Annotated in this window: 15 protein-coding genes, 2 tRNA genes, 1 other RNA gene and 1 other annotated feature; of the genes, 6 read left to right on the forward strand and 12 right to left on the reverse strand. The window is 52.6% G+C overall.

The genetic code is table 11. The annotated features are described in order from the left end of the window. Window positions 1–30 precede the first annotated feature (30 nt). Window positions 31–2019: a DNA polymerase III subunit gamma/tau gene (gene dnaX / locus ACTQY5_RS04980; protein ID WP_441368892.1), complete on the reverse strand. Its 1989-nt coding sequence runs from the start codon at window positions 2017–2019 to the stop codon at window positions 31–33. A 183-nt stretch (window positions 2020–2202) separates the two neighbouring features. Between dnaX and ACTQY5_RS04985 the strand changes: the two genes are divergently transcribed. Beyond that, window positions 2203–2293: transfer RNA gene (locus ACTQY5_RS04985), tRNA-Ser, on the forward strand. 54 nt (window positions 2294–2347) lie between these two features. Further along, window positions 2348–2447, forward strand: an RNA gene (ffs, locus tag ACTQY5_RS04990) — signal recognition particle sRNA small type. 103 nt (window positions 2448–2550) lie between these two features. Here ffs and ACTQY5_RS04995 read toward each other — a convergent pair. The 6 genes from ACTQY5_RS04995 to ACTQY5_RS05020 all read right to left on the reverse strand — a co-directional run bounded on the left by ACTQY5_RS04995 (window position 2551) and on the right by ACTQY5_RS05020 (window position 8468). Then, window positions 2551–3951, reverse strand: a complete 1401-nt coding sequence (locus tag ACTQY5_RS04995) for an FAD-binding oxidoreductase (protein WP_302157154.1) — start codon at window positions 3949–3951, stop codon at window positions 2551–2553. Between the two features lie 1054 nt (window positions 3952–5005). Beyond that, a complete protein-coding gene (locus ACTQY5_RS05000) occupies window positions 5006–5473 on the reverse strand; it encodes a hypothetical protein (RefSeq protein ID WP_441368893.1) in 468 nt (155 codons plus the stop codon). A gap of 314 nt (window positions 5474–5787) precedes the next feature. After that, entirely contained in the window at window positions 5788–6957 is a 1170-nt protein-coding gene (locus ACTQY5_RS05005) for an AAA family ATPase (RefSeq protein ID WP_441074022.1), read from the reverse strand. A gap of 561 nt (window positions 6958–7518) precedes the next feature. Beyond that, window positions 7519–7764, reverse strand: a complete 246-nt coding sequence (locus ACTQY5_RS05010) for a hypothetical protein (protein ID WP_441074018.1) — start codon at window positions 7762–7764, stop codon at window positions 7519–7521. Beyond that, a complete protein-coding gene (locus ACTQY5_RS05015; RefSeq protein ID WP_441074016.1) occupies window positions 7761–8018 on the reverse strand; it encodes a hypothetical protein in 258 nt (85 codons plus the stop codon). The genes ACTQY5_RS05010 and ACTQY5_RS05015 overlap by 4 nt, the downstream gene beginning before the upstream one ends. A 240-nt stretch (window positions 8019–8258) precedes the next feature. After that, window positions 8259–8468, reverse strand: a complete 210-nt coding sequence (locus ACTQY5_RS05020; protein WP_441074014.1) for a helix-turn-helix domain-containing protein — start codon at window positions 8466–8468, stop codon at window positions 8259–8261. A gap of 138 nt (window positions 8469–8606) precedes the next feature. Here ACTQY5_RS05020 and ACTQY5_RS05025 point away from each other — a divergent pair, with 138 nt between their 5' ends. Next, window positions 8607–9161, forward strand: coding sequence for a helix-turn-helix domain-containing protein (locus ACTQY5_RS05025; RefSeq protein WP_441074012.1), 555 nt, complete (start codon window positions 8607–8609; stop codon window positions 9159–9161). Window positions 9162–9235: 74 nt separating this feature from the next. After that, on the forward strand, window positions 9236–10429 hold the full coding sequence (locus ACTQY5_RS05030; RefSeq protein WP_441074010.1) for a tyrosine-type recombinase/integrase: 1194 nt from the start codon (window positions 9236–9238) through the stop codon (window positions 10427–10429). A 170-nt stretch (window positions 10430–10599) separates the two neighbouring features. On the opposite strand, the gene ACTQY5_RS05035 is transcribed toward ACTQY5_RS05030, so the two are convergent. The 3 genes from ACTQY5_RS05035 to ACTQY5_RS05045 form a co-directional block, all read right to left on the reverse strand. After that, a tRNA-Ser gene (locus ACTQY5_RS05035) sits at window positions 10600–10687 on the reverse strand. A gap of 23 nt (window positions 10688–10710) precedes the next feature. Then, entirely contained in the window at window positions 10711–11190 is a 480-nt protein-coding gene (gene tadA / locus ACTQY5_RS05040) for a tRNA adenosine(34) deaminase TadA (protein ID WP_302574013.1), read from the reverse strand. A gap of 63 nt (window positions 11191–11253) precedes the next feature. Beyond that, on the reverse strand, window positions 11254–12177 hold the full coding sequence (locus tag ACTQY5_RS05045) for a homoserine O-succinyltransferase (RefSeq protein WP_022487410.1): 924 nt from the start codon (window positions 12175–12177) through the stop codon (window positions 11254–11256). Between the two features lie 42 nt (window positions 12178–12219). Continuing rightward, window positions 12220–12450: a binding site (T-box leader), on the reverse strand. Between the two features lie 128 nt (window positions 12451–12578). On the opposite strand from ACTQY5_RS05045, the gene ACTQY5_RS05050 reads away from it, so the two are divergent. Both ACTQY5_RS05050 and ACTQY5_RS05055 read left to right on the forward strand, forming a co-directional pair. Further along, complete coding sequence (locus ACTQY5_RS05050) at window positions 12579–13241, forward strand: Crp/Fnr family transcriptional regulator (protein ID WP_022487449.1); 663 nt, start codon at window positions 12579–12581, stop codon at window positions 13239–13241. Window positions 13242–13330: 89 nt separating this feature from the next. Then, entirely contained in the window at window positions 13331–13999 is a 669-nt protein-coding gene (locus tag ACTQY5_RS05055) for a uracil-DNA glycosylase family protein (protein ID WP_308664253.1), read from the forward strand. A 9-nt stretch (window positions 14000–14008) separates the two neighbouring features. Here ACTQY5_RS05055 and ACTQY5_RS05060 read toward each other — a convergent pair whose 3' ends face one another. Both ACTQY5_RS05060 and ACTQY5_RS05065 read right to left on the reverse strand, forming a co-directional pair. Beyond that, on the reverse strand, window positions 14009–15091 hold the full coding sequence (locus ACTQY5_RS05060; RefSeq protein ID WP_302157147.1) for a metallophosphoesterase: 1083 nt from the start codon (window positions 15089–15091) through the stop codon (window positions 14009–14011). A gap of 15 nt (window positions 15092–15106) precedes the next feature. Continuing rightward, window positions 15107–15499, reverse strand: a complete 393-nt coding sequence (locus ACTQY5_RS05065; protein ID WP_022487452.1) for a fluoride efflux transporter FluC — start codon at window positions 15497–15499, stop codon at window positions 15107–15109. Window positions 15500–15662: the final 163 nt, after the last annotated feature.

Genomic DNA, 15662 nt, shown 5'->3' on the forward strand with positions numbered 1-15662 from the left:
TCCTCCTTATGTCCCAACAGGGACCTTGTTTTATTCTTTATAGACTTCTCCGCCGAAAACCTGCATGGCTTTCTTCACACCCTCAGGGAGTTCCCCTGGTTTGACCGGGTGAGGGGCGGGACTTGCTGATTGGCTGGCCGGGGAAGGGGCCGGAACAGGTTCCGGTATTTCCTCTTCCTCCGGCGGTTCAGGGGGCAGCGGGATTTCCTCCTCCGGAGGCGCCGGAGGTTCCGGCATGGGATCCGGCACGGGAGGAGGCGGCGGTGCCGCCTGGACCGGTGCCGGTGCAGCCGCCGGTTTCTCCTGGGGCCGGTGGAGGGAAATCTCTCCTTCCTGCTGGACCACCTGGAGCCCGATAGGCTGCCCCACCGCTTCCTTCAAGATATCCTGGATCAGATTCCGGAAGGAAGGTTCTTCCATTTTTTCCTTTCCATAGGCGGAGCTGACGGCCAGGAGCAGTTCCTGGTCCTGGTAATCCGCTGCCTGGGCCATTTCCGCATAGACCAGGAACGTCCGCTTCCGGCGCCGTTTCAGACCCTGGAGCACCAGCTGCCACAGCTGCTGGGCCTTGGCCCGTCCGCTGCCGTCAAACTGCACTTCCCCGGCAGCAGGTTCCGGCCGGGCCGGCTGTACAGCCGGGGCCGGTGGTGCCGGGGGCGCAGCCGGTTCCGCCGCGGGAGCAGCGGGAACTGTCTCCTGGGGCCGCCGGGCTTCTTCCTGCCGGGCGGCTGCCGCCATCCGGGCAAAGGCATCCTTCACCCCGGAATTCGGCCTGACAGCCGTGGGGCCAGGAGATGCCGGCCGGGATACGGAGGCCTGTACGGCTGCCGGCCGGATTACCGGGGCTGCAGTCGGTGCCGCCGTGATGCCTCCCTGCCGGAGGGCGGCCACCTGCTGTTCCAGACTGTCGATCCGGGCCAGGAGAGCCGCCTCCGTATGGCCCCGGGTTTCACACAGGTCAAAGAGGCACAGTTCCCCTACGATCTTTTTCCGCAGGGAGAATTTGCTTTCCCGGATGGCCTCGTGGATCCGCTCCACACTGGCCACAATCTGGCTGGAAGTAAAAAGGGCCGCCGTCTCCCCCAGGGCTTCCGGGGTATCCGTCAGGTAAATTTCCTGATACTCCCGGTCTGCCTGGTACAGCAGCAGGGCCCGGAAATATTCCATCAGTTCCGCCAGGATCTGCTCCATTTCCTTGCCCTGTTCCAACAGCTGGCCCAGGGCATCCAGGGCCCCGGACAGATCCTTCTGGCCGATCCGGGTCACCAGTTCCCGGAGTTTTTCCCGGCCCACCAGGCCCAGCACCTGCCGGACCGTTTCCGCCGTAACAGGACTGGCCATGACACTGCACTGGTCCAGGAGACTCAGGGCATCCCGAAGTCCCCCGTCCGCCTGGATGGCCATGAGCCGCAGGGCTTCCGGTTCCGCCTGGATTTTGCTGCCGTTGGCCACTTTGGCCAGATGGGCTGCAATCTCGTCCACAGTGGCCCGGCGGAAGTCGAACCGCTGGCATCGGGACAGGATGGTATTGAGGATCTTCTGGGGCTCGGTGGTGGCCAGTATGAACACCACATGCTCCGGCGGTTCCTCCAGGGTTTTCAGCAGGGCATTGAAGGCATCGGTGGTGATCATGTGGACTTCGTCGATGATGTACACCTTGTACCGGCAGGAAGAGGGCGCAAAATACACCTGCTCCCGGAGTTTCCGGATTTCGTCGATGCCCCGGTTGGAAGCCGCGTCGATTTCCACCACATCCGGGCAGGTGCCTTCGGTGATTTCCCGGCAGCTTTCACAGTCGTTGCAGGGATGGGCTGTGGGGCCTTCCCTGCAGTTCAGTGCCTTGGCCAGGATCCGGGCGGTACTGGTCTTCCCGGTACCCCGGGGACCGGCAAACAGATAGGCATGGGAAATCCGCCCGGTTTCCAGGGCGTTGGTGAGAGCCTTCTTGATGGGACCCTGGCCCACCAGATCGTCAAAATCCTGGGGACGCCAGGTCCGGTACAATGCTACGTATGCCATCTTTCCCATCCTTTCTGCAGTGCTTCTTTGCTATTATACCTTTTTTCCATGGACGCTTTCAACAGGATTCTTTTCTTTTTTCAAAAATCCCTTGACAAAGAATGTAAAATTCGTTATACTAAATCTCGCAGTTGTCGTTCAGGCAGCTGAAAACTGAATAGCTGTCTGTCAGCAATTCAACCTGGAGAGTTGTCCGAGTGGTTGAAGGAGCACGCCTGGAAAGCGTGTATACGGGATAACCGTATCGAGGGTTCGAATCCCTCACTCTCCGCCATTTTTTATCCAATCAGCCGCGTCCAGCGGCTTTTATTTTTCCGGCGGACTGCAGGAGTGGGTCCTGCGCAATGGAGGCCTGTGAACCTTGTCAGGTCCGGAAGGAAGCAGCAATAAGCGGATACCCCCATGTGCCGCAGGGGTGCCTGCCCCTGCAGCCCGCCGGGAAAATAAAGAAAAAAGAGCTGCCGCCCCTTGGGGCGGCGGCTCTTTTTTTGTCATCGGTCAACGATTGCTTCCCTGCACACAAGAAGGCCCTTAAAACACCTCCAGTACCTTCCCCGGATTCAAAATATCCAACGGATCCAGGGCCCGCTTGATGGTTTCCATCATATAAAGTTCTCCCGGGTCCGCCAGTTGGGCCAGCTGCTTCACCTTTTTGGCCCCGATGCCGTGTTCCCCGCTGAGCTTGCCGCCCAGGGCATAGATGTACTGATAGGCCTTTTCGTGGAAGGCATCCAGGGCCTCTTCCCATTCCCGGTCGGACAGATCTCCCTTCAGCATGGCGAAATGAAGGTTCCCGTCCCCGGCATGGGCCAAGGTGAACACCCGGAAGGGATATTTTTTGGCTTCCGCGGACAGTTCGTCCAGGGCCTGGGCGATTTTGTCCAGGGGCACCACAAAGTCGTCACTGGTCATGACCTTGCTCAGCACCCGGGCGGATTCCAGACAGTTCTTCCGGAGGGTCCACACCCGTTCATCGGCCATGGACACATCGGCCGCTCCGTGGCTCCGGCACAATTCGTCCAGTTTCAGCAGTTTTTTATCCAGTTCGTCCTCGTCGAAACTTTCCAGAGTCAGGATCACATAGGACCCATCCTCATAATGGCCCAGGTCCAGTTGGGAATAGTCGCTGGCGGACCGGACGAAGGCATTGTCCATGAATTCCACACTGGTGGGATTCAGCCCTTCCCGGAGCAGTACGGGCACAATGCCTGTAGCCTTGGCCTGGTCGGTGAAAATGGCCAGCACATCGGCTTTATAGGGAGCCTGGGGCAGCAGCTTCAGGGTCACTTCCGTAATGATGCCCAGGGTACCTTCGCTGCCGATTACCAGCTGATCCAGGCAGTAGCCGGTGGTGTTCTTCTTGCTCCGGGTGCCCAGACGGGCGATCTGCCCGTTGGGCAGCACCACTTCGATGGCATGGACCTGGTTCCGGGTGGTGCCGTACCGGACGGCCTTGTCTCCCCCGGCATTGGTGGCCAGGTTCCCGCCGATCAGGCAGCTGTCGGCGCTGCAGGGATCCCCGGCATAGAACAGGCCCTTTTCCCTGGCGGCCTGCTGGACGGCTGCGGTACGGGCCCCGGCCTGGGCCACAAGATACATGCCTTCCGGATCCACTTTCAGGATCCTGTCCATCCGTTCCATTAAAAGCACCAGGCCGCCGCACACGGGAATGGCCCCGTCCGATACGCTGGTGCCCCCGCTCCGTGGCGTCACCGGGAACTGTTCCCGGTTGGCCAGTTTCAGGATGGCGGAAACCTCTTCCGTAGAGCCGGGAGCAGCCACTGCCTCCGGCAGATGGAACTTCCGGGGGTCGGTTTCCTCATCGGTCTTGTACTGTTCCAGGTGATCCGGATCCGTCCAGACATACTTCTCTCCTACAATGCTGCGCAGTGCGTCCAGGACTTTCCCGGTCATGGGTTGATAGATTTTCATGCTTCCTTCCTTCTTTCGCGGCCTCTGCAGTTTTTATACAGTAAAAAAGGGCTGCTGCACGAGCAGCAGCCCCATGGCTGGCGGATAAGGCGGGAAAAGCCTGTACAGCCGCCATGTCAAATACCCAATTTGAATAAATGCGCAAAAAATGCGCACCATACAAATTTCTGTTGCACCCCTGTATTATAACAAGGCTCCTGGATTTCTTCCAGGGGCTTTTCTTTTATCTGATTGGGCAATGTCTTTTTCATGTCCCAGGCCGGGGGATCCATGCGGCTGTTGCCTTCTCCCTGGTGATTTGTCCGGGGCGGTTCCCTGGCTTCCTGGCCGCCGGTTCCTTCCAGGCCCCCGCCGCTCCTGTCAGATCATCCAGGGAACGGAGAAGGCGTTCCGTGTATAGGCGTCATTTCCTGGCCGGCTGTGGCCGCTTTCAGGGCTTTCCCTGGTGTCCGTTGTGGCCGCCTAGCCCTGTATCCGGGGCCATTCCATAGGCCGGGGGCTGTTTGCCCTTCCTGGTATCCATTGCGGCCCCTGGACAGTTAGATCCCTTTTAGTTTCTTTGCAAGTTCCTGCTGTTCCTGCAACATGTCCTTGCTTTTGGCTATATACATTTCCATGAGTTCGCATATAAGGGCCGCCGCCCGGGGCTTCTGGCCCATAATGCGCCGTTCCATGACTAGGTTTTACTAGGTCAAATTGATGGCAGGTTTTGTAAGGTTGTAACCTAGGTTTTCCTGGGTTCCTGGCCTTGTTGCCCTTGTGGTGCGGGGCTTTTTATTTTTGCCCTGGCCCTGGTGGCCACGGCTTCCAGGTAGAGGGAAATAGCCTGGATGATTCCGGGTATAGGTGGCATTTTCCTAACTTCATCCGAAGTTCAATCGAAGTTCAACCAATTTTCGATAGGGCCGGCCCTGTTCAAAATGCGTCCTATCTTCTGTAGCGGGCTTCCCTGTGCGTTCCTGGAAAATAACTACAACCGCCCATATAGTTATATACCCCCCGGATTTTTCGCCGCTCAAAACGCCAATTAGAAGGCCGGTTTTCTTTTGTTCGTCTATTGTTCCAGGCAATCGGGAAACAGAATAAGGGCTATTTCCTGTATAGCCTTTTCCCAACGCCGCCGACACCAACTAGGATCATACCCACAATGAACGCCGATTGAATCCCATGTTAACCCTTCTTCTACCCTATACCGCACTATTGCTTGATCAGTAGGACACAAAGAAGAAATAGCCAGGTCAATTAGCATGGTGTTTTCCCTGGCCGTGCGGCTACGCTCCTTCAAGTCGGTTATAAGGTCTTTCAATTCCTGTTGCCGTTCCATGTAGCGTTCTTCCATGCTGCCCCCCTGGCCAGATTTTCCGCCCCCTGGCACGCCGCCATAACGGACGGCCGCCGGGGCCGGTGATAATCGCAATTCCTGTAAAATTCCTTCTATCCTTTTATTGGCGTTCATGGTAAATGCTTTCCAGGTTCGATAATTCTTCAACCATGCTTTTACTTTTGTCTCTTTACTGTCCATGTATCCACCACCCTTTTTCCCTGGCCGTTCCGCATGGAATTTTCAGAGATTTTTCCGTTTTTCGGTCTTTCCCCTTTTTGGCATGAAGCTAAAGTCTATGTACAGAATTACAATAACTGTGTGTGTAAGGGGGATTTTTAAATTCCCCCTCACATGGTTATTGTTATCTGTAATAGACACATTTTTTTCATGCCAATGACAATGACATAGCTATATATAAGAGCTTTGTCATTTTGTCATTGATTTTTTGCGTAATTCTAGTTCTGTCTTTTTGTACATAATGACAAGGCTAGAATTACGTTTTTCTTTCCCTTTTACTCTTTCACAATGGCCCCTTTTCTAGTTCTATACACCTTTTTGCCCCGTTCCTTGTTGATCGTGGATACATACCGGGAAACGGTTCTTTCTGTCAGCTTCAGTTTTTCGGCAATGGTAGAAACTTGAACCCCTTCCCCAGTATCCAGTTCCGCAAAAAGGCTTTCAAACTCGTTTACTCTGGCCGCCTTTTTCTGTTCCATAGCAACGGCCCCTTTCTCATGGTTTGAAAGTTGTGTTGTCCTGGCATTTTCCAATTCACCGGGGGCCGCTTCTTCAAAGATCGGATACCGGAACCATACGAATTTAGGCGGCGGCGTTTTGTAGTTCCGTGTGGTAAATTCTAGTTTGAATGCCCTGGCCCCGTCCTCTGGTGGCGTTTTGGGCTGTAGTTCTATCATGTCAATAATGGTATTTGCGTCCCTGGCAAAAGCCCCGGAACCGCTCCCCCTGTCCATGGACGCTTTCCCCGCCTGGCTTCCCTTGCTATGGTGGTGTACAAGAATGGTGGTTACACCCAATTCATGTAATTTAGTCAGAAATTGGGTAACTTCTTTCACGCTGTTTTCGTCCCCTGCAAAAGCCTTATACACAGGATCAATAATTACTGTTTTTACCTCCCGTTCTATAGAACTAGAAGAATCAGAAGATGAATGGCTATGTATTTCTTCTATGTCCTCTTTTATACAGTCTATGACCGTTTGGGCCATGGGGTGTGGTATATTGTCTTTATAGGCTTTTTGTTCGTCCCCGAACGTTTCACAATCAATCTTGCTTCTTGCGAAATTTTCTACATACTGTTCCCCACTTTCACTGGATAAATCAATGTGATAAATGGCCCGGCCAATGGCCTTTAGCCTGTATCCAAAATCACTTCCCAATAATTCTAGGTCAACATATAAAACTACGTCACGGAAAACATAGGGCTTTCTTCCTATTTTTTTAATTGGGCTTTTTACCTTAAAGCCTAACCAATTATCTCCATTGGCAAGGGCTAGAGCTAATTGGATAGCCAGAAAACTTTTGCCCGCCTTGCTAGGGCCTGTAATAAGAATCGTTTGCCCTACGTCCCGAATTAGTCCGTTAATTAGTGGTTCCTGTTTTTTGTCCAGTTCTTCAAAAGAATCATAATAGCAACTGTCAAAAAGTTCTAATCCCCTAGTAGCCATTTTCCACCTCTTGTTTCTATTCGTGCACCCCCTGGCCATTTCTGGTAAAATGGTATTGGGTGAAATTTTACACATATGCCTTTTATAAGTCCATTGTTTATTCTTGTTTCATACTGTTTACAGTTCCAAATAAAGAACAAGGACAAAACCCCTGGCCGGAATTTTGCCCTTTGCCGTTGTGAATGGATACTCATTCATGACGGCTATTTTTATTTGATTTCCACGGTGTAATACTTTTCCAGGCTGTTTATGGCCGCTTTTGGATTCTTCCCAAACCTGTAGGGAAAGAGGGGACAATTTACCATTGTACAGTCCCGAACTTCCACCCGAACGCCGCCGCAACAATCCAGGCATTTTTCTTTGATTGCCCTGGCCATGGAAGGGGCTTTTACGTCCTTTATAACTACTCTTTGTAATTTTGCTATGTTTCACCGCCTTATATTTGCCCTCTGTGCTTCTCTGCTATGGGTTTAACCCCTATTTTTGGGGTATAAGTCCCCTGGCCTATGGGAATGTATAGGGGCCTATTTTTATTTTCTCTGAACGCATTGAGAAGCGTTCTCACGCCTTCAAATAGGCTTTGTCCTGGCTTTTGAGAAATTCCAGAAAAGCCCGTTCCCGTACAAGGCGTAATGTCTTGCTTAAATCGATGAAATCCCCCTTGTATTTGGGAATAGTTCTCATTTCGCTTAACAGCTTCCAAACCGTTGTCCGGGTAATGGAAAATTTCGCTTGAAGCTGTTTCGGCCGCAACCAACGGCCCCCGCAATCGTCAACCCGTACCGTTTCCATTCGTAATACTGTCATACCATCGCCGCCTTTCTTTCTTCCAGGATTTTCACCCCGCCGCCTATTTCGTCTGTTCTTTCCATGCCCCAACTTTTCCCGCAACCAATGGCCACGCCGGGGATTATTTCCACAATCGCAACATTTACGCCCATGCCCACAACTTCCCCTGTTAATTCTCTAGCCCTTTGCAAGGTATCTGTAGCAAGGATAAGCCGTTTATAATACGTTCCGTCCGGGCCTTCCAGGATCACGCCAAAACGCTTATTTTTCATTGCCTTCATCCATCCTTTCTTTCAGTTTGTCCAGGCTGGCCTTTTCATCCTGGTACAACAGATTATTCATACCTGGGAAAAGGTCATTTTCCAATTCTCGAACCGTGTCGCACGCCTTCCAGATTTCCAGATGATCCGCCTTCTGGATCGTAACGGCTGTTAGGTGCATAACAGCTTGCTTCCATGCCTGTTCCTTCCTCTCTCCTAACTCTATGAGTCCTTGCAGGGGTTTTATAGAGTTTATTTTTCGATGATATCGGCCGGGGATACGTCCAGGGCATTGGCTAGCTTGTACACTGTTCTTTCACTGGCCCGCCGTCTTTTGGCTTGCAGGGCAAAAATGGTATTCAAAGACAAATTCGCTTGCCTTGCTAGGTCAGCTAATGACCATCCCTTTTTATAGGTCAGTCGCTTTACTTCTCCCATATTGGGGAAAATTCCGGTTCTCATAGTTCCACCACCTTATATACTTTTAGTCTAGTTTATTTTATATTAGCTTTTATGTGAATTATTGTCAATGGCTTATTTGTGTTTCTTGTTTACTTGTGTTTACTTTTCGTCTATAATGACTTTGAAAGGGTGGTGACTATGACTTTTCAAGAACGATTGAAATATTACAGAGAAAAAGCCGGTTACAAGTCTGCAAAAGAATTTGCGGAAAAGTTGGGTATGGGTTATACAACCTATGTTGCCTATGAGAACAAGGACAGAGAACCCCGTTATAAAACCTTATGCAAAATTGCCCGGATTCTCAAAACGTCCCCCAACGAACTATTGGATTTTGATCCAGATCATCCAGACGAACTAGAAAAGGCCATTCAGTTACTAAAAGAAGGCGGAATAAGGATTGCCGACAATTCCCCCGCCGGTTGCATTTCCCTATATGTCCATGTCCCCTATCTGGATACCTTTCCAAACACCAAAAAGGCTATGGCCAGTTCGCCTATCCCATACAGATATGAGAAAGTAATAGAAATTGCCCATAGGGTAAAAGAAGAAATGCAACGCCTGGAAACAAACGAATTGCCCAAAATTACAGAGAAAGTTATTACTGATGTTTTTGTAGAGGATTTTCTAGGGGAAGCCCTAAAAAACGGCTCCATACCAATTGGCCCCGCCTTCCAGGGGAAGCCCGACAAGTAGCCATTTTCCTTTTCTCCCAACTCTATGAGTCCTTGCAGGGGTGCAATGAGTAACGGGAAAGAAGGAATTGCACAATGTGGATCACTGAAAAACAGAATGGCAAGGGAACCCGGTACATGTATCGGGAACGCTTCCAGGACGAACAGACAGGGAAGAATATTGCCGTGTCCGTCACTTTGAACAGCAACAGTCGCCATGCTCAAAAAATGGCCCGTGAAATGCTTTGGAACAAGTTCCAGAAAAAGGTAAACGGATCCAGGGAAGAAAAGGCGGCCCTGCTTGAATCCTTGACCCTGGAAACAGTTTGCAGAGAATGGCAAGAAGTCAGTGACTTGACGGTAAAGGAAATTACCCGCCGCAACCACTTGACCTATATACGACGGATTCTCATTAGTACGGCCCCCGGCTTGCTATTGCGTGATTTTACCCCAACTATAGCGGAAAAGATTATTTTCACTATGTACTACCTGGACAAGTTTTCGTATTATTATGTCCAGTCCACCCTGGTAACTCTGAAAGCGGTTATGCGCTTTGCAAAAAAAGCCGGGTATATTGGTGATATATCCGACTTTGAAAGTATTCGATTGAAACGCCGCCCGGCAACCCCGGAAGAACTAGCCAAACGGACAAACAAATTTCTGGATCATGACGAACTGAAAGAATGTCTGTCCCAATTATCCAGGATCAATTACCGGGTATCCCTGGCCATGGAATTTGTTTCACTGACAGGGCTACGAATCGGGGAATTACTGGCCTTGCGGCAACAAGATATTGACCTGGACAAGAAACAGATCAGCGTAACGGGTACTTTGGTCAATACCCGGAAAAATGGGGATGAATTGCAACGGGGAACACCCAAAAACATTTATTCCTACCGGACAATTGACCTAAACAAAAGGGCCGTTCAGATTCTGGAATGGTTCATTACGGACAATAAGAGACAGGAACATTGGGGCCGCCGGGGCAATAGCCTTTGTAGCAATTACAAGGACAGGGGCTATATATTCACCACAAATACGGGTATGCCCTACAACATGCAATATATTAATAAGCTGTTGCGGCAAATTGATATTCCAGGGAAGCATATTACCACCCATATTTTCCGCCATACCCATATAAGTATGCTTGCGTCTATGGGTGTACCGCTGAAAGCCATAATGAAACGTGTCGGCCACAATGACCCGAATACGACACTTGCCGTATATACCCATGTGACCGAATCCATGGAAAAACAGTTACAGGACAGCCTGGAAAAACTGACCGTGTAAAAAAATGCGCAGGGATAAAATGCGCACCCGGGAAATGCGCAAAAATGCGCAAAAAAGGCAATAAAAAAAGAACAACGGGAAACAGTCCATATTGGTTCCAGCCCCCATAAAACCGAATGTTTTCAAGAGTTGAACACCAATAAACTGTTTACCGTTGTCCTAGTAAGGAATGGCGGATGGAGAGGGATTCGAACCCTCGGTACCTTGCGGTACACTTGATTTCGAGTCAAGCACCTTCGACCACTCGGACACCCATCCATGAGAGTTTTATTATACCATACTTACCGCCGTGCTTTCAAAAAATCCTGCAAAATTTTCCGGCACTCCTCCTCCATTACTCCGGCCGTTACCTGGGTCCGGAAGTTCAGAGAAGGATGGGCAGGCAGGTTGAACTGGGATCCGCAGGCCCCGGCGGCACTGTCCCAGGCCCCGTACACCAGCCGGCCCACCCGGGCATTCCAGATGGCTCCGGCGCACATGGGGCAGGGTTCCAGAGTCACATAGAGGGCGGTGTCGCTGAGCCGCCAGCGGCCCAGCTGCCGGCAGGCTTCCCGGAGCACCAGCACTTCCGCATGGGCCGTGGCGTCCCGGTCCTGCTCCCGGCGGTTGTGGTTCCGGGCCAGCACCTGGCCCTCCCGGACCAGCACAGCCCCCACGGGGATTTCCCCCTCCCGGGCTGCCTGCCGGGCTTCCTCCAGGGCCATTTCCATGAAATGAACATCGGTCTGTCCGGCAAGCGAGTTCTTGGTAATCTGCGCCATCTTGTTTTTTCTCCTTTTCCAAAGATCCACTGGGGCGGCAGGCGGACCGTGCAGCAAACCCTCCTACTCCCTCTTGGTCAGCTTGTGCAGATCGTAAGGAGTATCCTGGTACACCACGTTCAGCCAGTTCAGGTAGAACAGATGGGCATAGCTGCACCATTTGAACAGCGGTTCCTGGGTGGTGTCGTCCGTGGGATAGTAGTGTTTGGGCAGGGAAGGGTTCAGGCCCTTTTCCCGGTCCCGGACGTATTCATCCCGGAGGGTCATCCGGTCATATTCAAAATGGCCCATGACGAAGATCCGGCGCATGTCTTCCGTGGCACAGATGTTGATACCGTTTTCCACGCTGCGGCTGAGCACCTGGAGATCCGGATTGCTGTACACCTTGGCGTCATCCACGGTGGTGTACCGGGACTGGGGAATGAAATACCGGTCGTCAAAGCCCCGGAGCAGCGGATGGTTCCGGACCGTGAGCCCATAGGGATAGATGCCGCAGAGCTTCTGGGGGAACATGATCTTCGGCACATCATAATAATAGTACAGGCCGGCCTGGGCGCCCCAACAGTAATGGAGCACGGAATACACATGGGTCCGGGCCCATTCCAGGTATTCCTCGATTTCTCCCCAGTATTCCACATCCTCGAATTCCAGTTTTTCCACAGGAGCCCCGGTGACGATGAGCCCATCGTAATACCGGTCCTGGACATCGCTGAATTCCAGGTAGGCGGATTCCAGGTAGGAATTGTCCGTATGGGTCCCCACCCGGCTCACCGGCCGGCAGAAATCGATTTCCAGCTGGAGGGGAGAATTCCCCAAAAGCCGGAGCAGCTGCACTTCCGTAGGCTTCTTCAAAGGCATCAGGTTCAGGATCAGGATCTTCAGAGGACGGATGTCCTGGGTCAGGGCCCGGTCATTGTCGATGGTGATGATATTTTCTTCACGCAGCTTTTCCTTGGCGGAAAGATGGCTGTCGATTTTGATTGGCATGGAAATCACTCCTTCTTCATGAATAAAAAAAGCTTCCGCCCCTGCAGGGACGAAAGCATCGTGGTACCACCCGGCTTCGCCTGGTTGCCCAGGCCTCTCGAGCACACGCAAGGCGGATGCTCCAGTGCTGTAACGGGCACCCCCGGATGACCTACTGCCGTTCAATCATCTGCTCCAAGGCCATGTTCCCCTTCTCCGCCGCTCTTCCTTTCACCCAAATGGAAGCTCTCTGTGCCGGCCTGCAAAGGGTACTCTTCTTTTCATTGCAGGTTTGTCTATCAAATTGCTTTCAATTTAGCACAGAAAACCCGGTTCGTCAAGAGGTTTCCCCCTTGCAATCTTCTCCTTTTGGCCGTATACTGGATGCAGATTTGATGTTGTTAAAACAACGGAGGAAAACTATGGATACGGAATTTCTGGCCAAAACGGCTTTGTTCAAAAATGTTCCCCCGGAAGAGATCCAGGTCCGGATACACTGTCTGGGAGGTGTAGTCCGCTCCTACGACAAGGGAACCTACATCCATTACGCCGGGGATGTGGTCCACACGGTAAGCATGGTACTGAAAGGAAGGGTCATCATCGAAAACGACGACCTGTGGGGCAACCGGAACCTGCTGGGGCAGATGGGCCCCGGGGAGCTGTTTGCAGAAGCCTATGCCTGTGCGGAAAACGAACCCCTGCTGATCAATGTGCTGGCGGTGGAGCCCACCACCGTGCTGATGATGGACCTGTCCAAGGTGTTCCACACCTGTTCTCGGAGCTGTCCCCAGCACCAGCAGATCAGCGACAACCTGCTCCACATCCTGGCCCGGAAGAACCTGTCCCTGGCCCGGCGGATTCTCCACACCTCCTCCAAATCCATCCGGGGGAGAGTGCTGTCCTACCTGTCCTTTTTGGCAGCCCAGCAGAAGCGGAAGATCATCACCGTCCCCTTCAACCGGCAGCAGATGGCGGATTATCTGAGTGTGGACCGGAGTGCCCTCAGCAACGAACTGAGCAAGATGCAGAAGGAAGGCCTCCTGGAATACCACAAGGAAAGCTTCAAGCTGCTGAAAGAAGAATGAGGACTGTCAATAGTCAATGGTCAATTGTCAATGGCCGTTGGAAGCCGGCTTTCAGCCGGTTCTGAATGATATAAAGGAGTAAGGTTGCTATGGAGCAAATGGAACTTACAGGAAAGATCCTGCCGGGGATCCCGGTGGAGGAGCATCCTTTTCCACCTTTCCTGCCGGAGGGAGCCAAAGTGCTGATCCTGGGGACATTTCCCCCGGCAGCGGAAAAGCGGGCCATGGATTTCTACTATCCCAATTTCCAGAACGACATCTGGCGGATCATGGGAATGATATATTTCAAAGACCCGGACCATTTCCGGAAAGGGACGGAAAAAGCCTTTGACCCGAAAGCCATCAAGGCCTTCCTGACCCGGACGGGCATCGCCCTGGGGCCCACGGTGCTCCGGGCCCAGCGGCAGAAAGGCAATGCCTCGGACAAACTCCTCCATGTGGTGGAAGAAGCCTCCCTGGCCGCCATGGTCCGGCAGATCCCGAACTGCCGCCATCTGATCACCACCGGAGAAAAGGCTACGGAAATCCTCCTTGGCCAGTGCACAAATCCTCCCAAACTGCCCCGGACCGGCACCACCCTGCCCATTACCCTGGACGGACGGGAACTGCTTCTTTCCCGGCTCCCCTCCACTTCCCGGGCCTATCCCATGAAGCTGGAAAAGAAAGCGGAGATGTATGGGGCGGTGCTGCTTGAAGCAGCACCGCCCGTCAGCTGTCAACGTTCAACGGTCAGCGGCCAAAGGAAAAAAGCAGATTGAGCCTGCCGCTCAATCTGCTTTTTTGATGTCAACAACGACGATTTCCGGTTTTGGGCCCGTCCGCACCGGGACGCCCCAGAGGCCGTAGCCACTGGAGACTGTGGCCAGCATCCCCTCCACCATTTCTGATCCGTAATCCAGGAAGTACATTTTTCGGGTGATCAGCCGGTTGGGAGCCATCTGGCCTGCATGGGTATGGCCGGCAAAATACAGATCGTATCCTTTACCCGCCGCTTCCGGGATCCTTCGGGGTTCATGTTCCATGAACACGTTGAACTTCCCGGGTTCCGGATGATAGTCCGCCCGCCGGTTTCCAAACAGGTAATCGTCCATCCCCGTCAGGTTCAGCCAGGGATTCACCATCCGGTTTTCATCCACGGCAAACCGGACGCCTTCCTCTTCCAGGAATTCCCGTTCCACAGCTCCGGAACCCAGCCGTTTGTCATGGTTGCCAAACACCGCATAGACCCCGTCGGTACTCCGCAGCTTCCGGAACGTGCCCAGGCTCCCTTCCTGGAGCACAAAGGGCAGGTCCCCGTCCACCATATCGCCCCCCAGAAGGACCAGATCCGGCTTTTGCTCATTGATCCTCCGGACCAGAGTTTCCCCATAGGAGGTGCCGAAAAGACCGCCAAAATGAAGGTCGGACACAAACACGATCCGATAGGGGCCAGGGATGTTTTTATCCGTGGCATATTCCAGCTTCCGGACCACCGGGTGGAGGGCCTGCCAGCAGCCCACAGCCACCAGGAGCACCGTCCCCGCAAAAAGCACCTGGGCTGCCCGGGGCGCCAGAAACGGCCAGTGCCCCAGTTTCCCTACAAGAAAAGCCACCAGGAACAGAACCATCCCCAGCACGGAATAGTACAGGAAGCCCATCCACAGGCCCCCTGCCCAGGCCAGGAACCGCAAAAGAGGCCGGGGCACCGCATTCAGATACACATTGCTGAACACAAAACACAAAGGCAGTACCCAAAAAGGCACCAGAGTCCACCAGGACCGCAAAAAAGAGAGCCCCGCCCGGTACATGGCCCAGATGGCCATGGAGCCACCCAGTCCCACCAGCAGCAGGGTCACAAAGAAGGATTTCACGAGAACATCATCCCTTTACAACAGCGTTTTTCCCGCCCAGAAGGACACACTGGCTGCCAGAAGGCCCAGGGTATTCTGGAGCAGGAGATACAGGAACCCGGTTACATGTTCCCCGTGGAGAAAGAAATGGAGCCCTTCCTTAATAAAGGAAGAAAAGGCCGTAAAGCCGCCGATAAACCCCCAGTACAGCAGCATGGCCCATTTGGGGTGTGGGAATTTGGTATACAGGAAGGCAGCGAAAAAGCCTACCAGGATACATCCGAAGGTATTCACAAAGACCATTTCCCAAGGAAAATGATTGCTCCAAACTCCCTTCAGGGCCCCAGCCACCAGGTATCTGGCCACCGATCCCAGGGCGCCGCCCAAAGCCACATAGACAAGCAGCAATGCATCTTCTTTCCACATCATAAACTTCTCCCCCTCAATAGAAATAACAGTAAAATCACGCCTCCCTGCTGGACTCTTTTTCCCCATTTGAAAAAACGGGCGCTGAATCCACTACCAGCGTCCTTCCATAATAATATGATAGTAAAAACCGTTTATTTTGTCAATTCATTTGAAAATTGTTCAA

This window comes from Acidaminococcus sp. HCP3S3_H5, assembly GCF_052122235.1.
GTDB lineage: Bacteria > Bacillota > Negativicutes > Acidaminococcales > Acidaminococcaceae > Acidaminococcus.

What these genes read in the sequence shown, in the direction of transcription:
- ACTQY5_RS05010 (WP_441074018.1), bottom strand. Translation starts at nt 7,764, where the DNA reads ATGACAGTATTACGAATGGAAACGGTACGGGTTGACGATTGCGGGGGC.
- tadA (WP_302574013.1), bottom strand. Translation starts at nt 11,190, where the DNA reads ATGGCGCAGATTACCAAGAACTCGCTTGCCGGACAGACCGATGTTCAT.
- ACTQY5_RS05000 (WP_441368893.1), bottom strand. Translation starts at nt 5,473, where the DNA reads ATGGACAGTAAAGAGACAAAAGTAAAAGCATGGTTGAAGAATTATCGA.
- ACTQY5_RS05015 (WP_441074016.1), bottom strand. Translation starts at nt 8,018, where the DNA reads ATGAAAAATAAGCGTTTTGGCGTGATCCTGGAAGGCCCGGACGGAACG.
- ACTQY5_RS05065 (WP_022487452.1), bottom strand. Translation starts at nt 15,499, where the DNA reads ATGATGTGGAAAGAAGATGCATTGCTGCTTGTCTATGTGGCTTTGGGC.
- ACTQY5_RS05050 (WP_022487449.1), top strand. Translation starts at nt 12,579, where the DNA reads ATGGATACGGAATTTCTGGCCAAAACGGCTTTGTTCAAAAATGTTCCC.
- ACTQY5_RS05005 (WP_441074022.1), bottom strand. Translation starts at nt 6,957, where the DNA reads ATGGCTACTAGGGGATTAGAACTTTTTGACAGTTGCTATTATGATTCT.
- ACTQY5_RS05045 (WP_022487410.1), bottom strand. Translation starts at nt 12,177, where the DNA reads ATGCCAATCAAAATCGACAGCCATCTTTCCGCCAAGGAAAAGCTGCGT.
- ACTQY5_RS05030 (WP_441074010.1), top strand. Translation starts at nt 9,236, where the DNA reads ATGTGGATCACTGAAAAACAGAATGGCAAGGGAACCCGGTACATGTAT.
- ACTQY5_RS05055 (WP_308664253.1), top strand. Translation starts at nt 13,331, where the DNA reads ATGGAGCAAATGGAACTTACAGGAAAGATCCTGCCGGGGATCCCGGTG.
- ACTQY5_RS05020 (WP_441074014.1), bottom strand. Translation starts at nt 8,468, where the DNA reads ATGAGAACCGGAATTTTCCCCAATATGGGAGAAGTAAAGCGACTGACC.
- ACTQY5_RS04995 (WP_302157154.1), bottom strand. Translation starts at nt 3,951, where the DNA reads ATGAAAATCTATCAACCCATGACCGGGAAAGTCCTGGACGCACTGCGC.
- ACTQY5_RS05025 (WP_441074012.1), top strand. Translation starts at nt 8,607, where the DNA reads ATGACTTTTCAAGAACGATTGAAATATTACAGAGAAAAAGCCGGTTAC.
- dnaX (WP_441368892.1), bottom strand. Translation starts at nt 2,019, where the DNA reads ATGGCATACGTAGCATTGTACCGGACCTGGCGTCCCCAGGATTTTGAC.